General features: G+C 63.1%; 16 protein-coding genes and 1 riboswitch. Of the genes, 5 read left to right on the plus strand and 11 right to left on the minus strand.

Features of this window, described 5'->3' with window-relative positions:
* Positions 1–25: 25 nt before the first annotated feature.
* Complete coding sequence (locus LB559_RS01205) at positions 26–823, minus strand: aspartate/glutamate racemase family protein (RefSeq protein ID WP_063173665.1); 798 nt, start codon at positions 821–823, stop codon at positions 26–28.
* Positions 824–1,044: 221 nt separating this feature from the next.
* Between LB559_RS01205 and LB559_RS01210 the strand changes: the two genes are divergently transcribed.
* Both LB559_RS01210 and LB559_RS01215 read left to right on the plus strand, forming a co-directional pair.
* A complete protein-coding gene (locus LB559_RS01210; RefSeq protein WP_224672886.1) occupies positions 1,045–2,325 on the plus strand; it encodes a D-amino acid dehydrogenase in 1,281 nt (426 codons plus the stop codon).
* A gap of 8 nt (positions 2,326–2,333) precedes the next feature.
* Positions 2,334–3,062 carry a GntR family transcriptional regulator gene (locus LB559_RS01215; RefSeq protein WP_224672887.1) on the plus strand — a complete coding sequence of 243 codons (729 nt, stop codon included), beginning with the start codon at positions 2,334–2,336 and terminating at the stop codon, positions 3,060–3,062.
* 37 nt (positions 3,063–3,099) lie between these two features.
* Here LB559_RS01215 and LB559_RS01220 read toward each other — a convergent pair whose 3' ends face one another.
* Complete coding sequence (locus LB559_RS01220; protein ID WP_224672888.1) at positions 3,100–4,101, minus strand: hypothetical protein; 1,002 nt, start codon at positions 4,099–4,101, stop codon at positions 3,100–3,102.
* A gap of 244 nt (positions 4,102–4,345) precedes the next feature.
* Positions 4,346–4,432: riboswitch (glycine riboswitch) on the plus strand.
* 149 nt (positions 4,433–4,581) lie between these two features.
* Between LB559_RS01220 and gcvT the strand changes: the two genes are divergently transcribed.
* The 3 genes from gcvT to gcvP are packed head-to-tail and all read left to right on the plus strand — an operon-like array spanning position 4,582 to position 8,884.
* Positions 4,582–5,682 (plus strand): glycine cleavage system aminomethyltransferase GcvT, encoded by a 1,101-nt coding sequence (gene gcvT / locus LB559_RS01225; RefSeq protein ID WP_224672889.1) that lies wholly within the window; start codon positions 4,582–4,584, stop codon positions 5,680–5,682.
* 5 nt (positions 5,683–5,687) lie between these two features.
* On the plus strand, positions 5,688–6,056 hold the full coding sequence (gene gcvH, locus LB559_RS01230; RefSeq protein WP_013531953.1) for a glycine cleavage system protein GcvH: 369 nt from the start codon (positions 5,688–5,690) through the stop codon (positions 6,054–6,056).
* Positions 6,057–6,073: 17 nt separating this feature from the next.
* Positions 6,074–8,884, plus strand: a complete 2,811-nt coding sequence (gene gcvP, locus LB559_RS01235) for an aminomethyl-transferring glycine dehydrogenase (RefSeq protein WP_224672890.1) — start codon at positions 6,074–6,076, stop codon at positions 8,882–8,884.
* A 1-nt stretch (position 8,885) separates the two neighbouring features.
* Here gcvP and LB559_RS01240 read toward each other — a convergent pair whose 3' ends face one another.
* The 9 genes from LB559_RS01240 to LB559_RS01280 form a co-directional block, all read right to left on the minus strand.
* The gene (locus tag LB559_RS01240; RefSeq protein ID WP_224673098.1) at positions 8,886–10,061 is read right to left on the minus strand and encodes a GGDEF domain-containing protein; all 1,176 of its coding nucleotides are present in this window, start codon (positions 10,059–10,061) and stop codon (positions 8,886–8,888) included.
* 160 nt (positions 10,062–10,221) lie between these two features.
* On the minus strand, positions 10,222–10,692 hold the full coding sequence (locus LB559_RS01245; RefSeq protein WP_013531956.1) for a hypothetical protein: 471 nt from the start codon (positions 10,690–10,692) through the stop codon (positions 10,222–10,224).
* Positions 10,693–10,852: 160 nt separating this feature from the next.
* Positions 10,853–11,677 (minus strand): hypothetical protein, encoded by an 825-nt coding sequence (locus LB559_RS01250; protein WP_224619380.1) that lies wholly within the window; start codon positions 11,675–11,677, stop codon positions 10,853–10,855.
* 81 nt (positions 11,678–11,758) lie between these two features.
* Entirely contained in the window at positions 11,759–12,721 is a 963-nt protein-coding gene (locus LB559_RS01255; RefSeq protein ID WP_224619381.1) for a type II secretion system F family protein, read from the minus strand.
* Between the two features lies 1 nt (position 12,722).
* Positions 12,723–13,688: a type II secretion system F family protein gene (locus tag LB559_RS01260; protein ID WP_063172032.1), complete on the minus strand. Its 966-nt coding sequence runs from the start codon at positions 13,686–13,688 to the stop codon at positions 12,723–12,725.
* A 4-nt stretch (positions 13,689–13,692) separates the two neighbouring features.
* Entirely contained in the window at positions 13,693–15,114 is a 1,422-nt protein-coding gene (locus tag LB559_RS01265) for a CpaF family protein (protein ID WP_024505345.1), read from the minus strand.
* On the minus strand, positions 15,111–16,325 hold the full coding sequence (locus LB559_RS01270) for a CpaE family protein (protein ID WP_013531961.1): 1,215 nt from the start codon (positions 16,323–16,325) through the stop codon (positions 15,111–15,113). The genes LB559_RS01265 and LB559_RS01270 overlap by 4 nt, the downstream gene beginning before the upstream one ends.
* A 44-nt stretch (positions 16,326–16,369) precedes the next feature.
* Positions 16,370–16,639, minus strand: coding sequence for a hypothetical protein (locus LB559_RS01275; RefSeq protein ID WP_013531962.1), 270 nt, complete (start codon positions 16,637–16,639; stop codon positions 16,370–16,372).
* Positions 16,640–16,643: 4 nt separating this feature from the next.
* Positions 16,644–18,092 (minus strand): type II and III secretion system protein family protein, encoded by a 1,449-nt coding sequence (locus LB559_RS01280; RefSeq protein ID WP_013531963.1) that lies wholly within the window; start codon positions 18,090–18,092, stop codon positions 16,644–16,646.
* Between the last annotated feature and the right edge of the window lie 25 nt (positions 18,093–18,117).

An 18,117-nucleotide genomic window follows, 5' to 3' on the forward strand; every position in this document is an offset into this window, starting at 1 on the left:
CACCGCAAATCCGGCGCTGAAGATGCTAGCCTAGCGAGCGGCGAAACAGCTCGCCTTTTCCGGCAATCTGCTCGCTAATACCGCCAAGCCGCAGCATATGCCAGGCAAGTGCATGGTTGCTGGAGGTGACCGGTTTCCCCAACTCCTTCTCGACCTCCTCGATGATGCGGGCAACGCGCATGCTGGTGCAGGAAACGAACACCGCATCACAGTCGCTCGACGCACCGATTTCCAAGATGGCCTGCTTGACCGATGCCGGCGTGATGCGTGCAACGACATTGTCGTCCGCCTCGTTGAAGGAGCCCATGACCGGAATATCCATCCCCCGCGCCATCAGCGATGCCCGCAGCGAATGATTGATTTTCGCCAAGTAAGGGGTGAGCAGCGCGATCCTCGAGACCCCCAGGGCCTTCAGCGCGGCGCGTGCCGCGGTCACCGGATTGGTCACCTGCACACCAGGCAGCACCTCGTGAACGCGCTCGGCAACCTTATCCTCGCCGATGACCAGCGCTCCCGACGTGCAGGCAAAGCCGATCACATCGAACTTGACGTCGGGCAAGAGTCCCACCGTTGCCGGGATTACCGCCGACATTTTCATCAGGTTTTCCGGTGTGATCTCGACATCGCTGTAGAGCCGCGCCTCGTACAGCGCGATGTCGCGCGCGGGCAGCGCATACCGGAATTCATCCTCGATGGTCTGGTCGGTCCGCAGCACGAGCAGGCCGAGATTGGCGCGCGTGCCGATACCGTCATCGGTCTTGAAGGGAATGTGTTCCTTATCGAGGACGAGCGTGTCGTCGGCGCGGCTAACCGGGGCGTCCATGGCGCAGTCCCCTTCCTGATGCCAATCAGAATTGTCGACAATAGAAACGGCGATATTGCCGAAACTGTCAAGGGCTCTGTGCAGATCCTGGGAACCGGTAAACGCCTGAATTTTGTGCTTGCGCGGATCGCTTGTCCGTCGCCGACCCATTCACCGTTGACAGGGATCGGCGTCTTCCTATTGAATTGTCGACAATAGGAACACAGCCCTTCGGGACAGCAATGCGCGTATTGATCTTGGGCGGCGGCGTGGTCGGGATCACCACCGCCTATCAGTTGCAAAAGGACGGCCACGCGGTCACTGTTCTTGAGCAGGCACCGCAGGTGGCCGAGGGCGCGAGCTGGGCAAATGCAGGCATGATCGCGCCCGGTCACTCCTTCGTCTGGTCATCGCCAGCCGCGCCAAAAATCCTGCTGAAGTCGCTGTTCCTGAAAGACCAGGCGCTTCGCTTCAAACTTTCCGCCGACCCGCATCTCTACAGCTGGTCGCTGCGCTTCCTCAGGGAATGCACGGCCGCCAAAGCGCGTCGCAATACCCTCCTCAAACATCGGCTTGCGGTCCATTCCCAATCGGTCCTGCAGGCGGTCGTCAGGGAGGAAGCGATCCAGTACGACAGGACCTCGGCCGGCATCCTTTACTTCCACCGCAGCCGTCAGGCGCTCGACAAGGGCGTCGCCAACATGCGCCTGCTGGAGGCCGACGGCCAGGAGATCCGCATTGTCGACGCACAGGAAATCATTGACCGCGAGCCGGCGCTGGCTTCGTCGCGCGGCAGCATTGCCGGCGGCATAATGTGTCCAACCGATGAAACCGGCGACGCCGCCAAGTTCACGCGCGCGCTGGCGGCCATCGTCGAAACGAGGGGCGGCAAGATCCTGACAAGCACGAGGATCGTCGGGATTGAACGCAGGAATGACGCGATCATCCGGGTCGTCACCGACAAGGGAGAATTTCTGGCCGACGCCTACGTTCTGTGTCTCGGCGCCGAAAGCCCGATCCTAGCCCGCAAGATCGGCCTTGGTCTGCCGATCTATCCGGTCAAGGGATATTCCCTGACCGTTCCCATCGTCGACCCGGCGCTGGCTCCAAAACTCCCCGTCATCGATGAGCACAATCTCGTTGCCATCACGCCGATGGGCGATCGCATCCGCGTCACCGCCACCGCGGAATTCGCGGGCTATGATCGCAGCCACAAGCCTTCGGATTTCGCCTTAATGAAGCGCGTCACGCAGGACCTGTTCCCGCGCGGTATCGCCTATGATCGCGCCGAAATGCGGGCCTGCCTGAGACCCATGACGCCCGACAATCTGCCGATCCTCGGCCTGCGCAACATCAAGAACCTCTGGCTGAACACCGGCCACGGCCATATCGGCTGGACGATGGCGCATGGATCGGCCCGCATCGTCGCCGAACTGATCGCCGGCCGGGCTGCGCCGATCGCCCTCGACGGTATCCTTCCCACACATGCGCGGTTCGCCGAACCAAGCGCCGCAAAGGCTTGACCGACGCCATGCTCCGACCCACCAGGCACAGCAACCAGGACGACGATGCGGCGTTGGCATCCAAGCCGATCAAGACCGGCCCGCGCGTCTATGAAGAGATCCGTCGCATGGCGATGGACTATCGCTTCAAGCCGAACGAGCGCATCAACGAAGTGGCGCTTGCCGCGAGGCTGAATGTCAGCCGCAGCCCGATCAGGGAGGCCCTCCAGCGGCTGGTCACAGAGGAACTCATCACCTTCCAGACCAATCGCGGCTTCTTTTGCCGCGGCTTCGATGTCGACGAGGTCATCAATCTTTCCGACGTGCGGGCGGTTCTCGAGGAGCGCTCCGTCAGGCTGGCGATCCAGCGCGCGACCAATGAAGAGCTCGCCGCGCTCGTCGACTGGTGGACGCTCACCATGGCGCGCGCCGACTCGTTTTCCAGCGCCGAGCTGACCACCAGGGACGAGGAGTTTCACATCCGCATCGCCAGGCTGTCAGGCAATCCCGAACTGGCGCGCATGCTCGAAGGCATCAACACGCGCATCCATTTCGTTCGCAAGATCGAAGTGGAGAAGCACCGGCGACTGTCGACAACCTACACCGAACACAGCGAAATCGCCCGAGCCATGGTAACCCGCGATGCCGACACGGCCGCAAGGCTCATGCATGACCACATCGACATCAGTGTCGCCGATGCCATGTCGACCGTCCGGGAAGGCCTGGCCCGGATATACGTCGACGTCGATCAGATCTGACCAGCATCCCGGATCCGATTAAGCAATCCCTGGCCGGTCAGGCAACCTTGTCGAGCAGCGGCCTGAGCGCCGGGTGAATTTCCGGCGAGGCGTGCTTGATCAGGGTCAGCAGCGCGCGTTCGTTCTCGTAAAGTGGCCTGTCGACGCCGATATGTTCGATCAGCCAGCCGGCTTCGCCGGCATCGATCGTCTCGGCACGGCGGGCCAGGGCCTCGGCCGCCCTGTTCTTGGCTTCCCATTCGGCTTCGATGTCGCCAGGAGATCGGTAGGCCTCCATGATGCCGGCAAGCCCGCCGGAGATCATGCGGCTGAAGAAGCCGCCGATTTCCGGATCGGCATGTTCGAGGAAGGCGTCATGGCGCAGCGCCACGTCGCGCGTCGGTGCTTCGTAGCCGGCCGAGCACATGACGAAATTGGCGATCGCCTTGACGAACAGCTCGTTCCAGGACGGATCGTTTTGTCCTTGAGCAGTCCGCTCGTTGATCTTGAGCAGCACCTCGGCCTCGGCGCGCGTGATGGCGATGTTGCCGTCGCCGCCATGGGCATGGAGTATCCGGCGCAAAAGCTCGACCTCCGCCTGCGCGACGAGGCCCGGAGCCAGCGCGCCGCCGAGCATCAGCGGCCCCTTGCCGTCAATGACGGCATGCGCCACCTGCTCCAGCGCATACACACAAAGCTGGGCCGGCGACGATTTCGCCTGTTCCAGCACATGCACCAGCAATTCGAGTTCGGTCCGGCTGTCGACCATGCCGTCGCGCGAGATCGTGCGGATCAGCCAGTCGGCATTGTCCTGCGAGATATAGCCCGATGGCTTTTCCTGGTGGACGATATAGTCGGTGACCGCCTCAATGAAGAAGGGCGGCCATTCCTGGCATTTGTCCTTCGCCGTGGCATCGAGCGCGAACAGCGCCTCGGCCTCGCCACGCGTCACGACGCCGTCGCCGAACACTTCATGGCGCAATATCGCCACGTCCTCCGCGGCGATGCGGCTTTTCGAGGTCAGCCCGGCCACCGGCGCGCTCATGATCAATTCGCCCATTTGTCGTCCCCGTCCGCCGTCGCCAAGCGCCGGCCCCATAGCGTCACACAAGCCAACATATCAGCAGTGTCTTGAAAAACCGGCAAACGGCGTGGTTAGTGAAGACTTGTCGCCAACGCATGTCGCCTGACAGCGTGCCGCGGTTTGAAGAACGACATGCACGCGCTTTAGATGTTGCTGACAGGTGACAAGCCGTCGCGCGCAAGCTATGGATGGCGCGTCGAGGACTCAGGGTCTTGAGTCCTACCTGTTTGCGGGAGAGAACAGCGAGAGCTGTCGCCGAAGGGGAAATCGCCCGAAATCTCTCAGGCAAAAGAACCGTAGACGGGAAAGACACTCTGGAAAGTCGGGGCTTGCCCCCGCGCCGAAGGTGTAAGCGCCGCTGACAGAGTTCCGGCTGCGCGAGTCTCTCAGGCTTCAGACAGAGGGGCACGGACTGGTCGCCATTCGCGACCGATTGCGTGCGACTCTGGAGACGACATGACGGGCGACGACACAAAACACCTTCCCCTTGAAGATATCCATATGGCCGCCGGTGCGCGCTTCGGCGCCTTTGCCGGCTGGTCGATGCCGCTGACCTATCCGGCCGGCGTCATGAAGGAACACCTTCACACCCGCGAGCAGGCCGGCCTGTTCGACATCTCGCATATGAAGCTGTTCGAGGTCAGCGGACCGGAAGCGGCGGCACTGCTCAACCGTGCCTGCCCACTGGATGCCGGCGCGCTCGAAATCTCGCAATCCAAACTGTCCTTTTTCCTCAACGAAGCAGGCGGCATCCTCGACGACCTGATCGTCACCAGGCTTGGCGATGCCAGGTTCATGGTGGTCGCCAATGCCGGCAACGCCGTAGCCGACGAAAAGCATTTGCGTGCACTTGCCGCGGATTTCGACGCCAGGATCGAGCCGCTCGACCGCGTCTTCCTGGCCATCCAGGGTCCTGAAGCCTGGGCCGCCCTTTCCCGCGCCGGCATCGAGACCGGCTCGCTGCTGTTCATGCATGGGGTCGAACCGCGCAAGAACTGGTTCATGAGCCGGTCGGGCTATACCGGCGAGGACGGGTTCGAGATCGGCTTGCCGGAGGCCGATGCACGCGACCTCGTCGCGAAGCTGCTCGGAGACGAGCGCGTGCTGTGGATCGGCCTGGCCGCGCGCGACAGCCTGCGCCTGGAGGCCGGTCTCTGCCTGCATGGCCAGGACATCACACCGGAAACCGACCCGGCCAGCGCCGCCTTGATGTGGGCAATTCCAAAGGACATCCGCGCTTCCGGCACTTTCATCGGCGCCGATGCGCTCCGCGCCGCGGTGGAACGAGGACCCGCGCAAAAGCGCGTCGGTTTGAAGCCGGAAGGCCGCCAGCCGGTGCGTGGCGGTGCCGCGCTCTTCGACGCCGACGGCAAGCCGGCCGGCCATGTCACGTCGGGCGGCTTCGGCCCCTCGGCCGGCCATCCGGTCGCCATGGGCTATGTCTCGACACCTCTGGCAAAGCCCGGAACACGGGTTTTCGCCGATGTGCGCGGCACGAAAATCCCAGTCGATATCAGCTCCCTGCCCTTCACACCGCATCGCTACCGAAAAGGATGATCTCAATGGCAACGACCTATTTCACATCAGATCACGAGTGGCTCCGCGTCGAGGGCGGCATCGCCACGGTCGGCATCACTGACTACGCGCAGGAGCAGCTCGGCGACCTCGTCTTCGTCGAACTGCCGGAGACGGGAAAGAAATTGACCAAGGGCGACACCGCCGTCGTGGTCGAATCCGTCAAGGCGGCGTCCGATGTCTATGCACCAGTCGACGGCGAGATCACCGAGGCCAACGGCACGCTGTCGTCGGATCCGTCACTGGTCAATTCGGCCGCAACAGGGGCCGGCTGGCTGTGGAAGATGAAGCTTGCCGACGAAAGCCAGCTCGCCGGTCTCATGGATGAGGCCGCCTACAAAGCCCATATCGGTTGAAGTCAGGACTTATTGAGATGACCGCAGCACCCTACCCCTTCTCGGCCCGCCATATCGGTCCCGGCCTCAACGATACCAGAGCCATGCTGGCCGCCATCGGCGTGCCCTCGATCGAGACGCTGATCAGCCAGTCCGTCCCGAAGTCGATCCGGCTCGATCGGCCGCTTGCCCTGCCGGCACCAGCGAGCGAGGCGGAAGCGCTGGCTGAGCTTTCGGCTGTCATGGCCGGGAATACGGTGCTGAAGAGCTTCATCGGCGCCGGTTATCACGGCGTCCATGTGCCGCCGGTTATCCAGCGCAATCTGTTCGAGAACCCGGCCTGGTATACGGCCTACACGCCCTATCAGGCCGAGATCAGCCAGGGCCGGTTGGAAATGCTGTTCAACTTCCAGACCCTGGTCACCGAACTGACCGGCCTGCCGGTGGCATCGGCGTCGCTGCTGGATGAAGCAACCGCCGTGGCCGAGGCGGTCGGCATTGCGCTGCGCCATCACCGCGACAAGCGCACCAAGGTAGCACTTGCCGGCACGCCGCACCCGCAGACGCTGGACGTGGTGCGCACCCGCGCCGAGCCGCTCGGCATCGAGATCGATGGCGAGACGATCGACGACAACACCGCCGCCCTGCTTGTCTCCTGGCCGGATACATTTGGCGTCTATGGCGACCACAAGGCAGCGATCGACAAGGCACACGCGACCGGCGCCCTCGTCGTCTTCATCGCCGACCCGCTCGGCCTGACGCTGACCGACGCGCCGGCCAAGCTTGGCGCCGACATCGCCGTCGGCCCGATGCAGCGCTTTGGCGTGCCGATGGGCTTTGGCGGCCCGCACGCGGCCTATTGCGCCGTCTCCGACAGGCTGACGCGGCTGATGCCTGGCCGCCTGGTCGGCCAGTCCACCGACAGCAAGGGCCGGCCCGGATACCGGCTTGCCTTGCAGACGCGTGAGCAGCATATCCGCCGCGACAAGGCGACCTCCAACATCTGCACCGCGCAGGCGCTGCTCGCCAATATGGCGACCGCCTATGCCATCTGGCACGGCCCCGCCGGGCTGCAGGCGATTGCCGGGCGCATCCACACGTTGGCCAATCGTCTTGCCGCCGGGCTCAAAGCAGCAAACATCTCCGTGCTCGGTTCAAGCCGCTTCGACACGGTGACGGCCGAGGTGAAGGGCAAGGCAGCTTCGATCGCCGCCGCCGCTGAAAAGGGCGGCAGACTGCTGCGTGCCGTCGATGCCGACCACATCGGCATCGCCTTCGACGAAACCTCCACCGAGGCCGATCTCGACGCAATCGCGGCCCTGTTCGGCGCCAAGGCTGGTGCCTCCGCCGACAGCACGGTGCCCGGCAAGCCGCGCGGCAAGGAGTTCCTGACCCAGCCTGTTTTCCACGAAAACAAGTCGGAAACCGAGATGATGCGCTTCCTGCGCCGGCTGGCCGACAAGGACCTGGCGCTCGACCGCGCCATGATCCCGCTGGGATCCTGCACCATGAAGCTCAACGCCGCCGCCGAGATGATGCCGGTGAGCTGGCCGAGCATTGCCAATCTGCACCCCTTCGCCCCGGCCGCGCACTCGGCAGGCTACCGTGCCATGATCGGCGAGCTGGCGGGCTGGCTGTCGGAGATCACCGGCTTCGACGCCGTCACGTTGCAGCCCAATGCCGGCAGCCAGGGCGAATATGCCGGACTGCTCGCCATCCGCGGCTATCACCGCTCTCGCGGCGACAACCACCGCACCGTCTGCCTGATCCCCTCCTCGGCGCATGGCACCAATCCCGCGAGCGCGGCGATGGCCGGCATGAACGTCGTCGTCGTGCGCTGCACCGAAGACGGCAACATCGACATGGACGACATGAAGGCCAAGGCGACTGAGCATGCGCAAAATCTCGCAGCGCTGATGTTCACCTATCCCTCGACGCATGGCGTGTTCGAGGAGGGCGCACGCGATCTCTGCGCGCTGATCCATGAGCATGGCGGCCAGGTCTATTTCGACGGTGCCAACCTCAACGCGCTGGTCGGGCTTGCCCGTCCCGGCGACATCGGCGCCGATGTCTGCCATATGAACCTGCACAAGACCTTCTGCATTCCGCATGGCGGCGGCGGACCCGGCATCGGGCCGATCGGCGTCAAGGCGCATTTGAAGCCGTATTTGCCCGGCCATGTCACCGAAGGCTCGGCGCACGCCGTCTCCGCCGCCCCCTTCGGCAGCGCCTCGATCCTGCCGATCACCTGGATGTATATCCGCATGATGGGCGCCTCGGGCCTGAAGCAGGCGACCGAAACAGCGATCCTTTCCGCCAACTACATCGCAACGCGGCTCGGTGCGCATTTCCCGGTGCTCTACAAGGGCAGGCACGGACGCGTCGCGCATGAATGCATCCTCGACACCCGTGTGCTCAAGGAGAGTGCAGGCATCAGTGTCGACGATGTCGCCAAGCGGCTGATCGATTATGGTTTTCACGCGCCGACCATGTCGTTCCCGGTCGCCGGCACGCTGATGGTGGAGCCGACCGAGTCCGAGCCCAAGCGGGAAATCGACCGCTTCTGCGAGGCCATGATCGCGATATCGGCAGAGGCAGCAAAAGTCGCCAGGGGCGAATGGCCTTTGGCCGACAATCCGCTGGTCAACGCGCCGCACACCGCCGCCGAGGCGCTGGCCGGCCAGTGGAACCATCCCTACTCGCGCCTGGAAGCGGCCTATCCGGCCGGCGACGCCGACACGGCAGCCAAGTACTGGCCTCCGGTGTCACGCATCGACAATGTCGCCGGCGACCGCAACCTGGTCTGCTCGTGCCCGCCGCTGTCCGACTATCTGGGGGCCGCGGAGTAATTTACGCTGAGCGCAAGGCCGGCTTGATCGGCTCGGCCTTGCCCATCCTCTTGCGGCTGATGACGCAATTTCGTCCGGCGCGTTTGGCGGCATAGAGCGCCGCGTCTGCCTCGGTGAGCACGTTGTCGAGGCTGCTGCCGCTTGCCTCGCCAAAGCCGATGCCGCCGCTGACCGTGCTGCGCAATTTGCCGAGCTGGGTGGGGACGATTTCGGCGCCGAAAGCCACGCCGATCTTGCTGGCGAGATCGTAGGCCTTCTCGTCCGTCATCCGCGACATGACGACTGCGAACTCCTCGCCGCCAAGGCGAAAAGCGTCGACGCCGGGCCGGGCATATTTCTTGATGACGGCGGCAAAACGGCACAAGACCTGATCCCCAACCGGGTGACCGTAGACATCGTTCGTCCGCTTGAAGTGGTCTAGGTCGAACATGACGATGGACATGAATGGACCGAAACTCCGCTCGCCGTAAAGCGACGTCAATGCCCGGCGGTTCAGCAACCCTGTCAGCGGGTCGGTCATGGTCTCGGCCTTGAGCTCGATCTGCGCCTGCAGATGATGGAGGGAGAGCGTCAATGCTCCGAGCCCGGTCATGCAGGCCACCGCCACGACGGAATTCAATCGTTCGGCCCAATTGTCGGGCGCAATCGCGAGCGTCCATTGCCCCTTGGTCAGCAGAACCACGCCGCAAAGCGCAAACGACATCGCGCAGGTGCCGCTCAGAAACGAAACCACCAGAAGGATGCGGCGATCGTGACTGCCGTTGATCCAGAACATGGCGCCGATCGCCGACAGCAGCGCCGTCACCGTGGTGTAGGTGATGATGAAACCAACGCCGTCAAAGCCCATAAAGGTCACGATGGCACAAATGGCCATGGCAGCAAGCGCCGGTGCAACGGCGCGCCTGTAGCCGGGCACGCCGAGATATTGCATGGCCGACAAGCAGAGGATCAGGAACCCCAGGCTGAGCAGCGCAAGCACGATCTGGCAAAGCAGCGGATCGGGATCCTTGGTGTACCGCCAGAACAGGATCACATGCGCGACGAGCACCAGAATTCCGCACGCCACCGTCAGCACGAAACCTGCCTTGGGTGCGGTGAACCAGATCGCAAACATGGTGACGCTGAGGCATATGCCCGACAGCGCGGCTGCGAGCAGGAGCGAACTGAAGTCCAGCATATCGGGCAAGGGCCTCTCGAGCGTCGGCGGTTGCGCTGCATTCTAGGTCAGCGGCTGCCCCCAGATACGGATTTTCAGGCGATCCATCGATGCAACCTGCAGATAGGGTTTACAAAGCGTCGATGGCACGTGTCCCGAAACCGGACCATTGGACGCGAGATCAACCCTTGTTCAGGAGAGCGAGATTGGCATTGACGACGGTGGGATCGGCCATGCCGGCCTTCGCTTCGAGCAGCAGCGCCTTGGCCTTCTTGCGATTGCCGCGCAACAGTTGCGAATAACCCATATTGTTGACGATCTGCGGCCTGCGACCGGCGACTTTCAAAAGCTGGCCGTAGGCACGGTCGGCGAAGTCGAAGCGGCCGAGTTCATCATAGGAAGCGGCGAGCCCCATCCAGGCCTCCGCATTGTCGGCCTTCAACTCGACGGCCTTGCGGAAGTGCTTTTCGGCGAGGCCGTAATTGGCGTCGCGAAACTGCGCCTTGCCTTGCGCCAGATCGGAGGTTTCGGTGTCTTTAGCCGCCGGTTGGATGGCGGTGGTCTTGGTGGTGTCGACGCCACTCGTCGAACAGCCAGACATCATCAAGACGGCCGCCATCGTGGCCATTGCCGGGAAATTATTGTGACGCATGCCCCTGCCTCATCGCCCGATTTGCCGGGTCGTTCTTCAGGAAACACAATATATCAGCGGCGATTAAACTTCGGTGCCGAAACACCGCCAAAATTCGGCTTCGGGCACACCAGCCATTAACCACCAGGCCGCGGTGCTTCAGTCGCAGCCAGCGGCGTCCTCACGGCTCCAGGGCTTTGAGCCCCGCAGGAGCCGTATACCGGCTGCCGTCATAGCGCAGCCGGTAGGTTTGGCTCACGGACTTGCCGGGATGGGACTGGCACTCGCCATCCTTGTCGGGCAACGGATTGTCGGTATCCATTCGCTCGACCACCGTTATGTCGTGGTAGCCATGATGTTTGGCCGGGCTCATCGCCAGGCTAACCCGACTGGTATGGAAGGATCCGGCGCAATTGGTATCACCCTCGCCGCCATTGCCGGCCACGACCAGGCCATCGAGCACCATCCTCAGGGAATCGCCATCGACGGCATAGAGCCGCAGGTCGGTTTCACTGAACGGATTAGGCAGCGAATTGTTTGCCATTTCGATGCGCAGGCCAAAGGCAGTAACATCGGGCGCCAGCGCATAGCGGCCGGTATCAAGTTCCACCTGGCGGATGGCGATGGCATCATCATTCATCAGCCCGGGCTGGAGCAGGCGCTGGCGCACCTGCCGGCTCTTCCTGTCGACAATCAAAAGCTCGATATCGCCGGCATGCGCGTAGTCGCTGGGTTGGGACCCGTCCATCAGCGGCACTGCGACCAACAGCAGGTCGTCATGGGCGGGCCAGATCTTGCAAACCAGCCCTGGCGGATCGCCATACGCGAATGTCAGGGCAATGCTGGTGTGGGGTTCGAGTGTGAACGAGGTGCCGTCGGCGCTCTTTCGAGCTTTGGGATAGGCCTGCTGCACCAAGGCGGCGGCATCGCCGCAATCGCCGGCCACGGCCCAGGCGGGCGACAGGCTGGCCGCGGCAAGGCCAAAGAAGAGGGTGCGCAGCAGCATGGACTTTCTCACCTGCAAAGCCGGGTTCGGTCGAGAACAATGGTTTGTCAGCCCCTTGCTAGGGCTTTTGTGGAGCGCTCGCTAGTGCGCCGTCATTTTGACGATGACTGGAATGGCCGCGATCATCAGCACCACCGGCAGGATGCACACAACCACGGGCACCGACATCTTGGCAGGCAGAGCGTGCGCCTTTTCCTCGGCCAACGACATACGCTTATGGCGCATGTCGTCGGAGAAGACGCGCAGCGCCCCCGACAGGCTGGTGCCGAGTTCCTTGGACTGCTGCAGCAGCGTGGCGAAGGAACGCACCTCGTCCAGGCTGAGGCGATCGGCGAGCGCCTTCAGCGCATCGTCGAGGCTGCGCCCGGCCCTCAGCTCCAGCGACACCAGCTGCAGGTTCTGGCTGAGCGCGGGATAAGTCTTGGCGAGTTCCTTGGAGACGCGCTCTATGCCTGCCTCCATGCTCATGCCGGCATCCGAGCAGACAATCATCAGGTCCATGAAATCGGGAAACCCGTTGCGGTACTCACGCCTGCGTTCCCGCACTTTCTGGCTCAGCACCAGGCCGGGCAGGAAATAACCGGCCGCACCCGACAGGATGACGAATGTCCAGCGGCTGGCCATCGTTGCGTCCGGACTGGCCATCCAGCGGTTGAGCACAAACACACCGATTGCCGTGCCGATCATCGCGGTGAACCGGATCAGGAAGAACGTACCGACAGCGCGCGGCTCCATGTAGCCCGCCTGGATAAGCTTCATGCGCAGCCGGGCGACATTTTCCGGATCGCTCCTGGCGTAGAATTCCTGCGCCCGCTTCACCGCCTTCTCGCGCACGATGCCGGTATTCTTCTTTTGCACCGGCTCCGGTTTGGCGGCCACGGGACCGTTGTCGACCCTGAGCCGGCGCATGACCTCGTTGCGATCGCCCTTCGCCATGACAACAGGCCAGGCAACAGCGGCAGCACCCACCGCCAGCAGCAGGATGGCCACCGGCATCAATGAGGTCGGCGCAAGCGAGGCGAGGAATCCGATGAAACCCTGCATGTCAGAACTTGAAATTCGACATCTTGAACATCATCAGATTGCCCAGCATCAGCCAGGTGATCGACGCGCCAAGCAGATACCAGGTCTTCGGCTCGCCCCAGACGTCGCTGTAGAAGCCCGGCATCAGTGCCATGATGGCGGCAAACAGCAACGCCGGCACGGCCGTCAGAATGTAGGCCGACATCCGGCCTTCTGTCGCAATGGCGCGCACCTTGCGGCGCAGCTTGCCACGCTCGCGAATCGTCGTCGCCAGGCCGTCGAGGATCTCGCGCAGATTGCCGCCCGAACTGGTCTGGATCGAGACGGCGGTGACGAACAACGGCAGATCCTCCTGGCCGACCCGGTCGAACAGCGAGTTCAACGCCGAAACCAGATCGGATCCGTAGGTCACTTCGTCGGCGATGACGCCGAACTCGCTGCCGATCGGGTCGGGCATCTCGCGCGCCACCATGGCGATCGCCACCGGCACCGGGTGGCCGGCCTTCAGGCCACGCGTGATCAGTTCCAGCGCCTCCGGCAACTGCATGCCGAACCGCTTCAGCCGGCGCTTGCGCTTGAAACGCAGCGTCAGCACCGGCAATAGCGGCATGAGCACCACGAACAGGACGAACCCCATCAGCGGCGGCAAGCCGTACCAGATGGCGACCAGGGCCATCGCCATCGCCACGCCGCAGGTGATCATCAGGAATTTCGACAGCGGCATGATCATGCCCGACTGGGTTCGCAGAGCGCGAAACCGGTCCGCCGAAAACAGCGGCGTGCCCGCGTCGAGGCCGCGCTCCTTGCGCAGTTGGACGAGCACCTGCTCCTGGCTGATCTTGTTTTCCTGCAGCTTCATGCGCCGGTTGATGGCGGTGCGCTTGTCGCTGCGGCCGGCATAAAGCAGGTAACAGGCCTCGGCGATCAGGATGCCGGTCAGCGCGGCCGCGGTATAGACGACATAGATCGCGCTCATTCCATCGAACACTTGGCTACTCCTGCGGCCGGCCGGGTTCGAAATATCGTCCGGGAAACTCGATGCCCATGGCGCGCAGGTCCTCGAGGAAGCGCGGCCGGATGCCGGTCGCCTCGTAGTGGCCCAGAATCTTGCCGTCGGCCTCCATGCCGGTGCGCACGAAGCGGAAGATCTCCTGCATCTGGATGACATCGCCTTCCATGCCGGTCACTTCGGCGACACTGGTCACCTTGCGCTTGCCGTCGGACAGGCGCGTCAGTTGGACGATCAGGTCGAGCGCGCTGGCGATCTGGCTGCGGATCGACTGCACCGTCATCGGCATGCCGGTCATGCCAAGCATCTGCTCGAGCCGCGAAATGGCGTCGCGCGGCGTGTTGGCATGGATGGTCGCCATCGACCCTTCGTGGCCGGTGTTCATTGCCTGCAGCATGTCGAAAGCCTCCTCGCCGCGGCACTCGCCGAGGATGACGCGGTCGGGGCGCATGCGCAGTGCGTTCTTGACCAGGTCGCGCTGCTTCAGCTCGCCATGGCCTTCGATGTTGGCCGGCCGCGTTTCCATGCGCGCGACATGCGGCTGCTGCAGCTGGAGCTCGGCCGCGTCCTCGATGGTGATCAGCCGCTCGTCTTCCGGAATGAAGGCCGACAGTGCATTGAGCATGGTCGTCTTGCCGGTGCCGGTGCCGCCCGAAATGATCGTCGTCTTGCGGGCATGCACGGCCGCCGCCAGCACTTCGGCCATGTTCTGGGTGATGGCGCCGAATTCGACCAGTTTATGCAGGCCGAGCTTGTTCTTGGAGAATTTGCGGATCGACACCAGCGGGCCGTCGACCGCAACCGGGCGGATGGCCGCGTTGAAGCGCGAGCCGTCCAGCATGCGGGCATCGACCATCGGCTGCGATTCGTCGACGCGGCGACCGACCGCGGCGACGATCTTGTTGACGATGCGCAGGAGATGCGCCTCGTCCTTGAACGGAATGTGGACCGGCTGCAGCTTGCCCTTCTTTTCGACAAAGCAGTTCATGTGGCCGTTGATCAGGATATCGTTGATGTCGGGATCCTTGAGCAGCGGCTCGAGCGGACCGAGGCCGACCATCTCGTCGACGATGTCGTCGACCAGCGCGTCAAGCTCGACGGTGTTGATCGCCATCCGCTCCTGCTTGGTCTTTTCCGAAACGAAGTCATGCACTTGCCGGCGCATCTCATCCTTCGGCAAACGCTCCAGCGCGACAAGATTGATCTCTTCGAGCAGCAGCCGGTGGATACGCACGCGCGCATCGAGCACCTTGTTGGCATTCTTTGCCAGCGCTGCTTCCGGCTTTGCCGGCAAAGCCTTTCGGCTGGTTGGTATGACGACGGCATGATGGGCGACCGGCGTCGTCTCATGCGCGCGCTGCGGACGCGCATCGCGGTTCTGCAGGGTGGAGAAGCGGCTGGTCATCCGGCTTTCCTCTTCAGCAATCCACGGCCCATGCCAAACAGCGAGCGCGATTTCGCCCGGGTCGGGACCGCTTCTTCCGGCAGGATGATCTTCTTCAGATCGTTGACGACATTGGCGTTGGGATCGATCTCGTGCAGCGGTACGCCGCGATCGACTGCTTCGCGCACCAGCCGGTAGTTGTTGGCGATGCCGCCGACGAAATGCTCGCCAAGGATTTCCTGGACGTCCGCCTGCTTGATGCCGTTATCGAACATCTTCTGTTCGAAACGGTTGACGATGACGTTCGGCTTCACTTCCTTGCCGGCCGTCTCGTAGACCGCCTGGATCAGCCGCTGGGTGTGGCGCAGGCACGGCACCGTCATTTCCGCGACGATGTAGAGCTTGTTGGAACCGAGCAGCACGGTCTCCGTCCATGGAAACCAGGTGCGGGGCATGTCGATGACGACATTGTCGAAATAGGCCGAAACGAGATCCAGCATGCGCACCACGACATCGGTCTTGAACGAGCGCATCTCGGCTGGATGCGCCGGTGCCGCCAGCACGCAAAGCCCGCTGGCATGCTTGGACAGCATCACGTCGAGCAGTTGGCGGTCGAGACGCTCGGGCTGGTTCTCGATCTCGGTGATGTCGAAACGCGGTTCGAGGTCGAGATATTCGGCACAGGCGCCCTGCTGGAAGTTGAGATCGACGACGCAGGTCGAGGCTCCGCGCGTCACCGAGTGATGCAGCTGGAAGGCGGTCTGCAGCGCCAGCGTCGTGGTGCCGACGCCGCCCGCCGCAGGCATGAAGGTATAGATTTGCGACTCGGTGTTTTCCTCGCGCCCGGGCCCTTGCAGCGCCCGTACCACGGAGCGCACCAGATCGGCCGTGGTGATCGGCTTGACCAGGAAATCCGCGACCTTGAGCTGCACGAGAATACGCACCGCGGCCGCGTTGAACTCCTGGGTGACGACGACGACCGGAACCTTGTCCTCCAGCCGGCGCATGATGCGCTGCAGCGACTCGACCTCCTCCAGCCTTGCCGCATCCATGTCGACGATGATGGCGCCGAAGTCGGCTTCCTGGATCTCGCCGCGCAACTCGGTAACGTTCTTCTCCACCGTCGAGAGCTGTATGATCTCGGAGGCGGAAAATGCGGTGCGCGTGTCCTGCGCAAACGTCCTGTCGGTCGATACGAGCAGGATCTTCCTGGTCTTGATGCCGTTTGCCATTCTGTCAGCCTGTCAGGTCGCCCGTTGACCAGTTGCCCGTTGAATCAGTTGCCTGTGGTCGACTGCGACGCCTTGGCACCGGCCGCCTGATCGGGTGTGACAGCCGCGGCACTGCCTCGTTGGGCCGGCACCAGGAGCCTGGTGTTCTGGACCCCGTATTTCCAGGGATCGACCATCTGCATGACGGTGTTGGCGGCCTGCGCATTGCCGGCGCCGGCCGTTGGCCCTTCGCTGCGCACATAGTCGTCGCTGGTGCAGCCAGCGGCAAAGCCGGCCAGCAGCAAGGCGACGCTCGATCCAAAGACCAGACGCATGGCTTCAATCCTTCGGCAGGTCGAGGAAATGCCCAGCCGAAGCGGCCGCTGCAGGTTGAGTGACGCGGCCGTCTGCCAGCGCCACGGTGCGACCGGCATCGGAATCCTTCACTTCCTCGGTGTTGTTGAGAAAATAGTCGGCATTGCTGGCCGGCTGCGTGCCATCTGTCGGCTCGACGAGCTTCTTCGACGGATCGACCGGCTTGACCAGATAGGGCGTTACGATGATGACGAGGTCGGTCTCGCGCCGCTGATAGGATTTGGACGAGAACAGCGCCCCAAGCACCGGCATCTTGCCGAGGCCCGGAATGCGCGACGTGGTGATGTCGTTTTGCGACTGCAGCAGTCCAGCGATCATGAAGCTCTGGCCGTTCTTCAGGTCGACCGACGTCCTGGCACGGCGCACGATGAAGCCAGGAACCGAGATCGTCCCGATATTGTAGGAGGCCGACGCGTCGATCGAGGAGACTTCCGGCGCGATATCAAGGCTGACCAGCCCGTCTTTCAGAACCGTAGGCGTGAAATCCAGGCTGACGCCGTATTTCTTGTAGCTGACCGAGATCTTGCCGTTGTCCTCCGAGACCGGGATCGGGAACTCGCCGCCGGCGAGGAAGCTCGCCGTCTGGCCGGACCGGGCGATCAGGTTCGGCTCGGCCAGTCGCCGCGCCAAGCCGCGCTCTTCCAGCGCCTTGATGGCGATATCGATCGATACGCCGTTCGATAGGAGACGACCGATGATCTCGCCAGTACCGGCCGTCGGCACTGTGCCCGGATCGATCGAGACGTCGCGGCCGCCAAGGCCATAGGCGAAATTGGCGGCGTATTTGGCACCCAGATCCTGGCCCGCCTGGCGGTTGATCTCGACAAAGCGGACGTTGAGCTGGACCTGCTGCGAAGATGAGATGTTGACCGAGTTGATCACCTCCTCGGCACCGGAAAAGCGCGTCGCGATCTTGTTTGCCTTTTCGGCGGCGACGGCATCGTCGGCCTCGCCCGACAGCACGACACGGCCATTGGCCGATCCGACCTTGATCCTGGCATCCGGCACGCTGGCGCGAATGGTGCTGGCCAGTTGGTCGGTGTCGAGCGTCACCTCGATGTCGACAGTGCCGACAAGCTGCTTTTTCTCATCGAACAGCGCAATCCCGGTGGTGCCGAGATTGTTGCCGAGCACATAGAAGGATTTGTCGGTCAGCGGATTGACGTTGGCGATCTCCGGATCGCCGATGACGATCTGGTAGAAGGCAGCACTGGTGATGATCGTCTTCGGCTTGCCCTTGGCAACCTTGATCGAGGCATTCTTGGTCGACGACACGTAGACGACGTCGTTGTCAGCTCTCGCCGCCGAGGCGCCCAAGGCCAGCATCGCCGCAGCGGCCAGCGAAGACGCGACAGCCACGGCACGCAAAACGCGCAACCGCGTCATGACCCGATATATGAACAGCCCGAACATTGTCCCGTCCCTCACCCAGTCCCCA

The sequence above is a fragment of the Mesorhizobium sp. BR1-1-3 genome, assembly GCF_020165455.1.
Lineage (GTDB): Bacteria > Pseudomonadota > Alphaproteobacteria > Rhizobiales > Rhizobiaceae > Mesorhizobium > Mesorhizobium ciceri.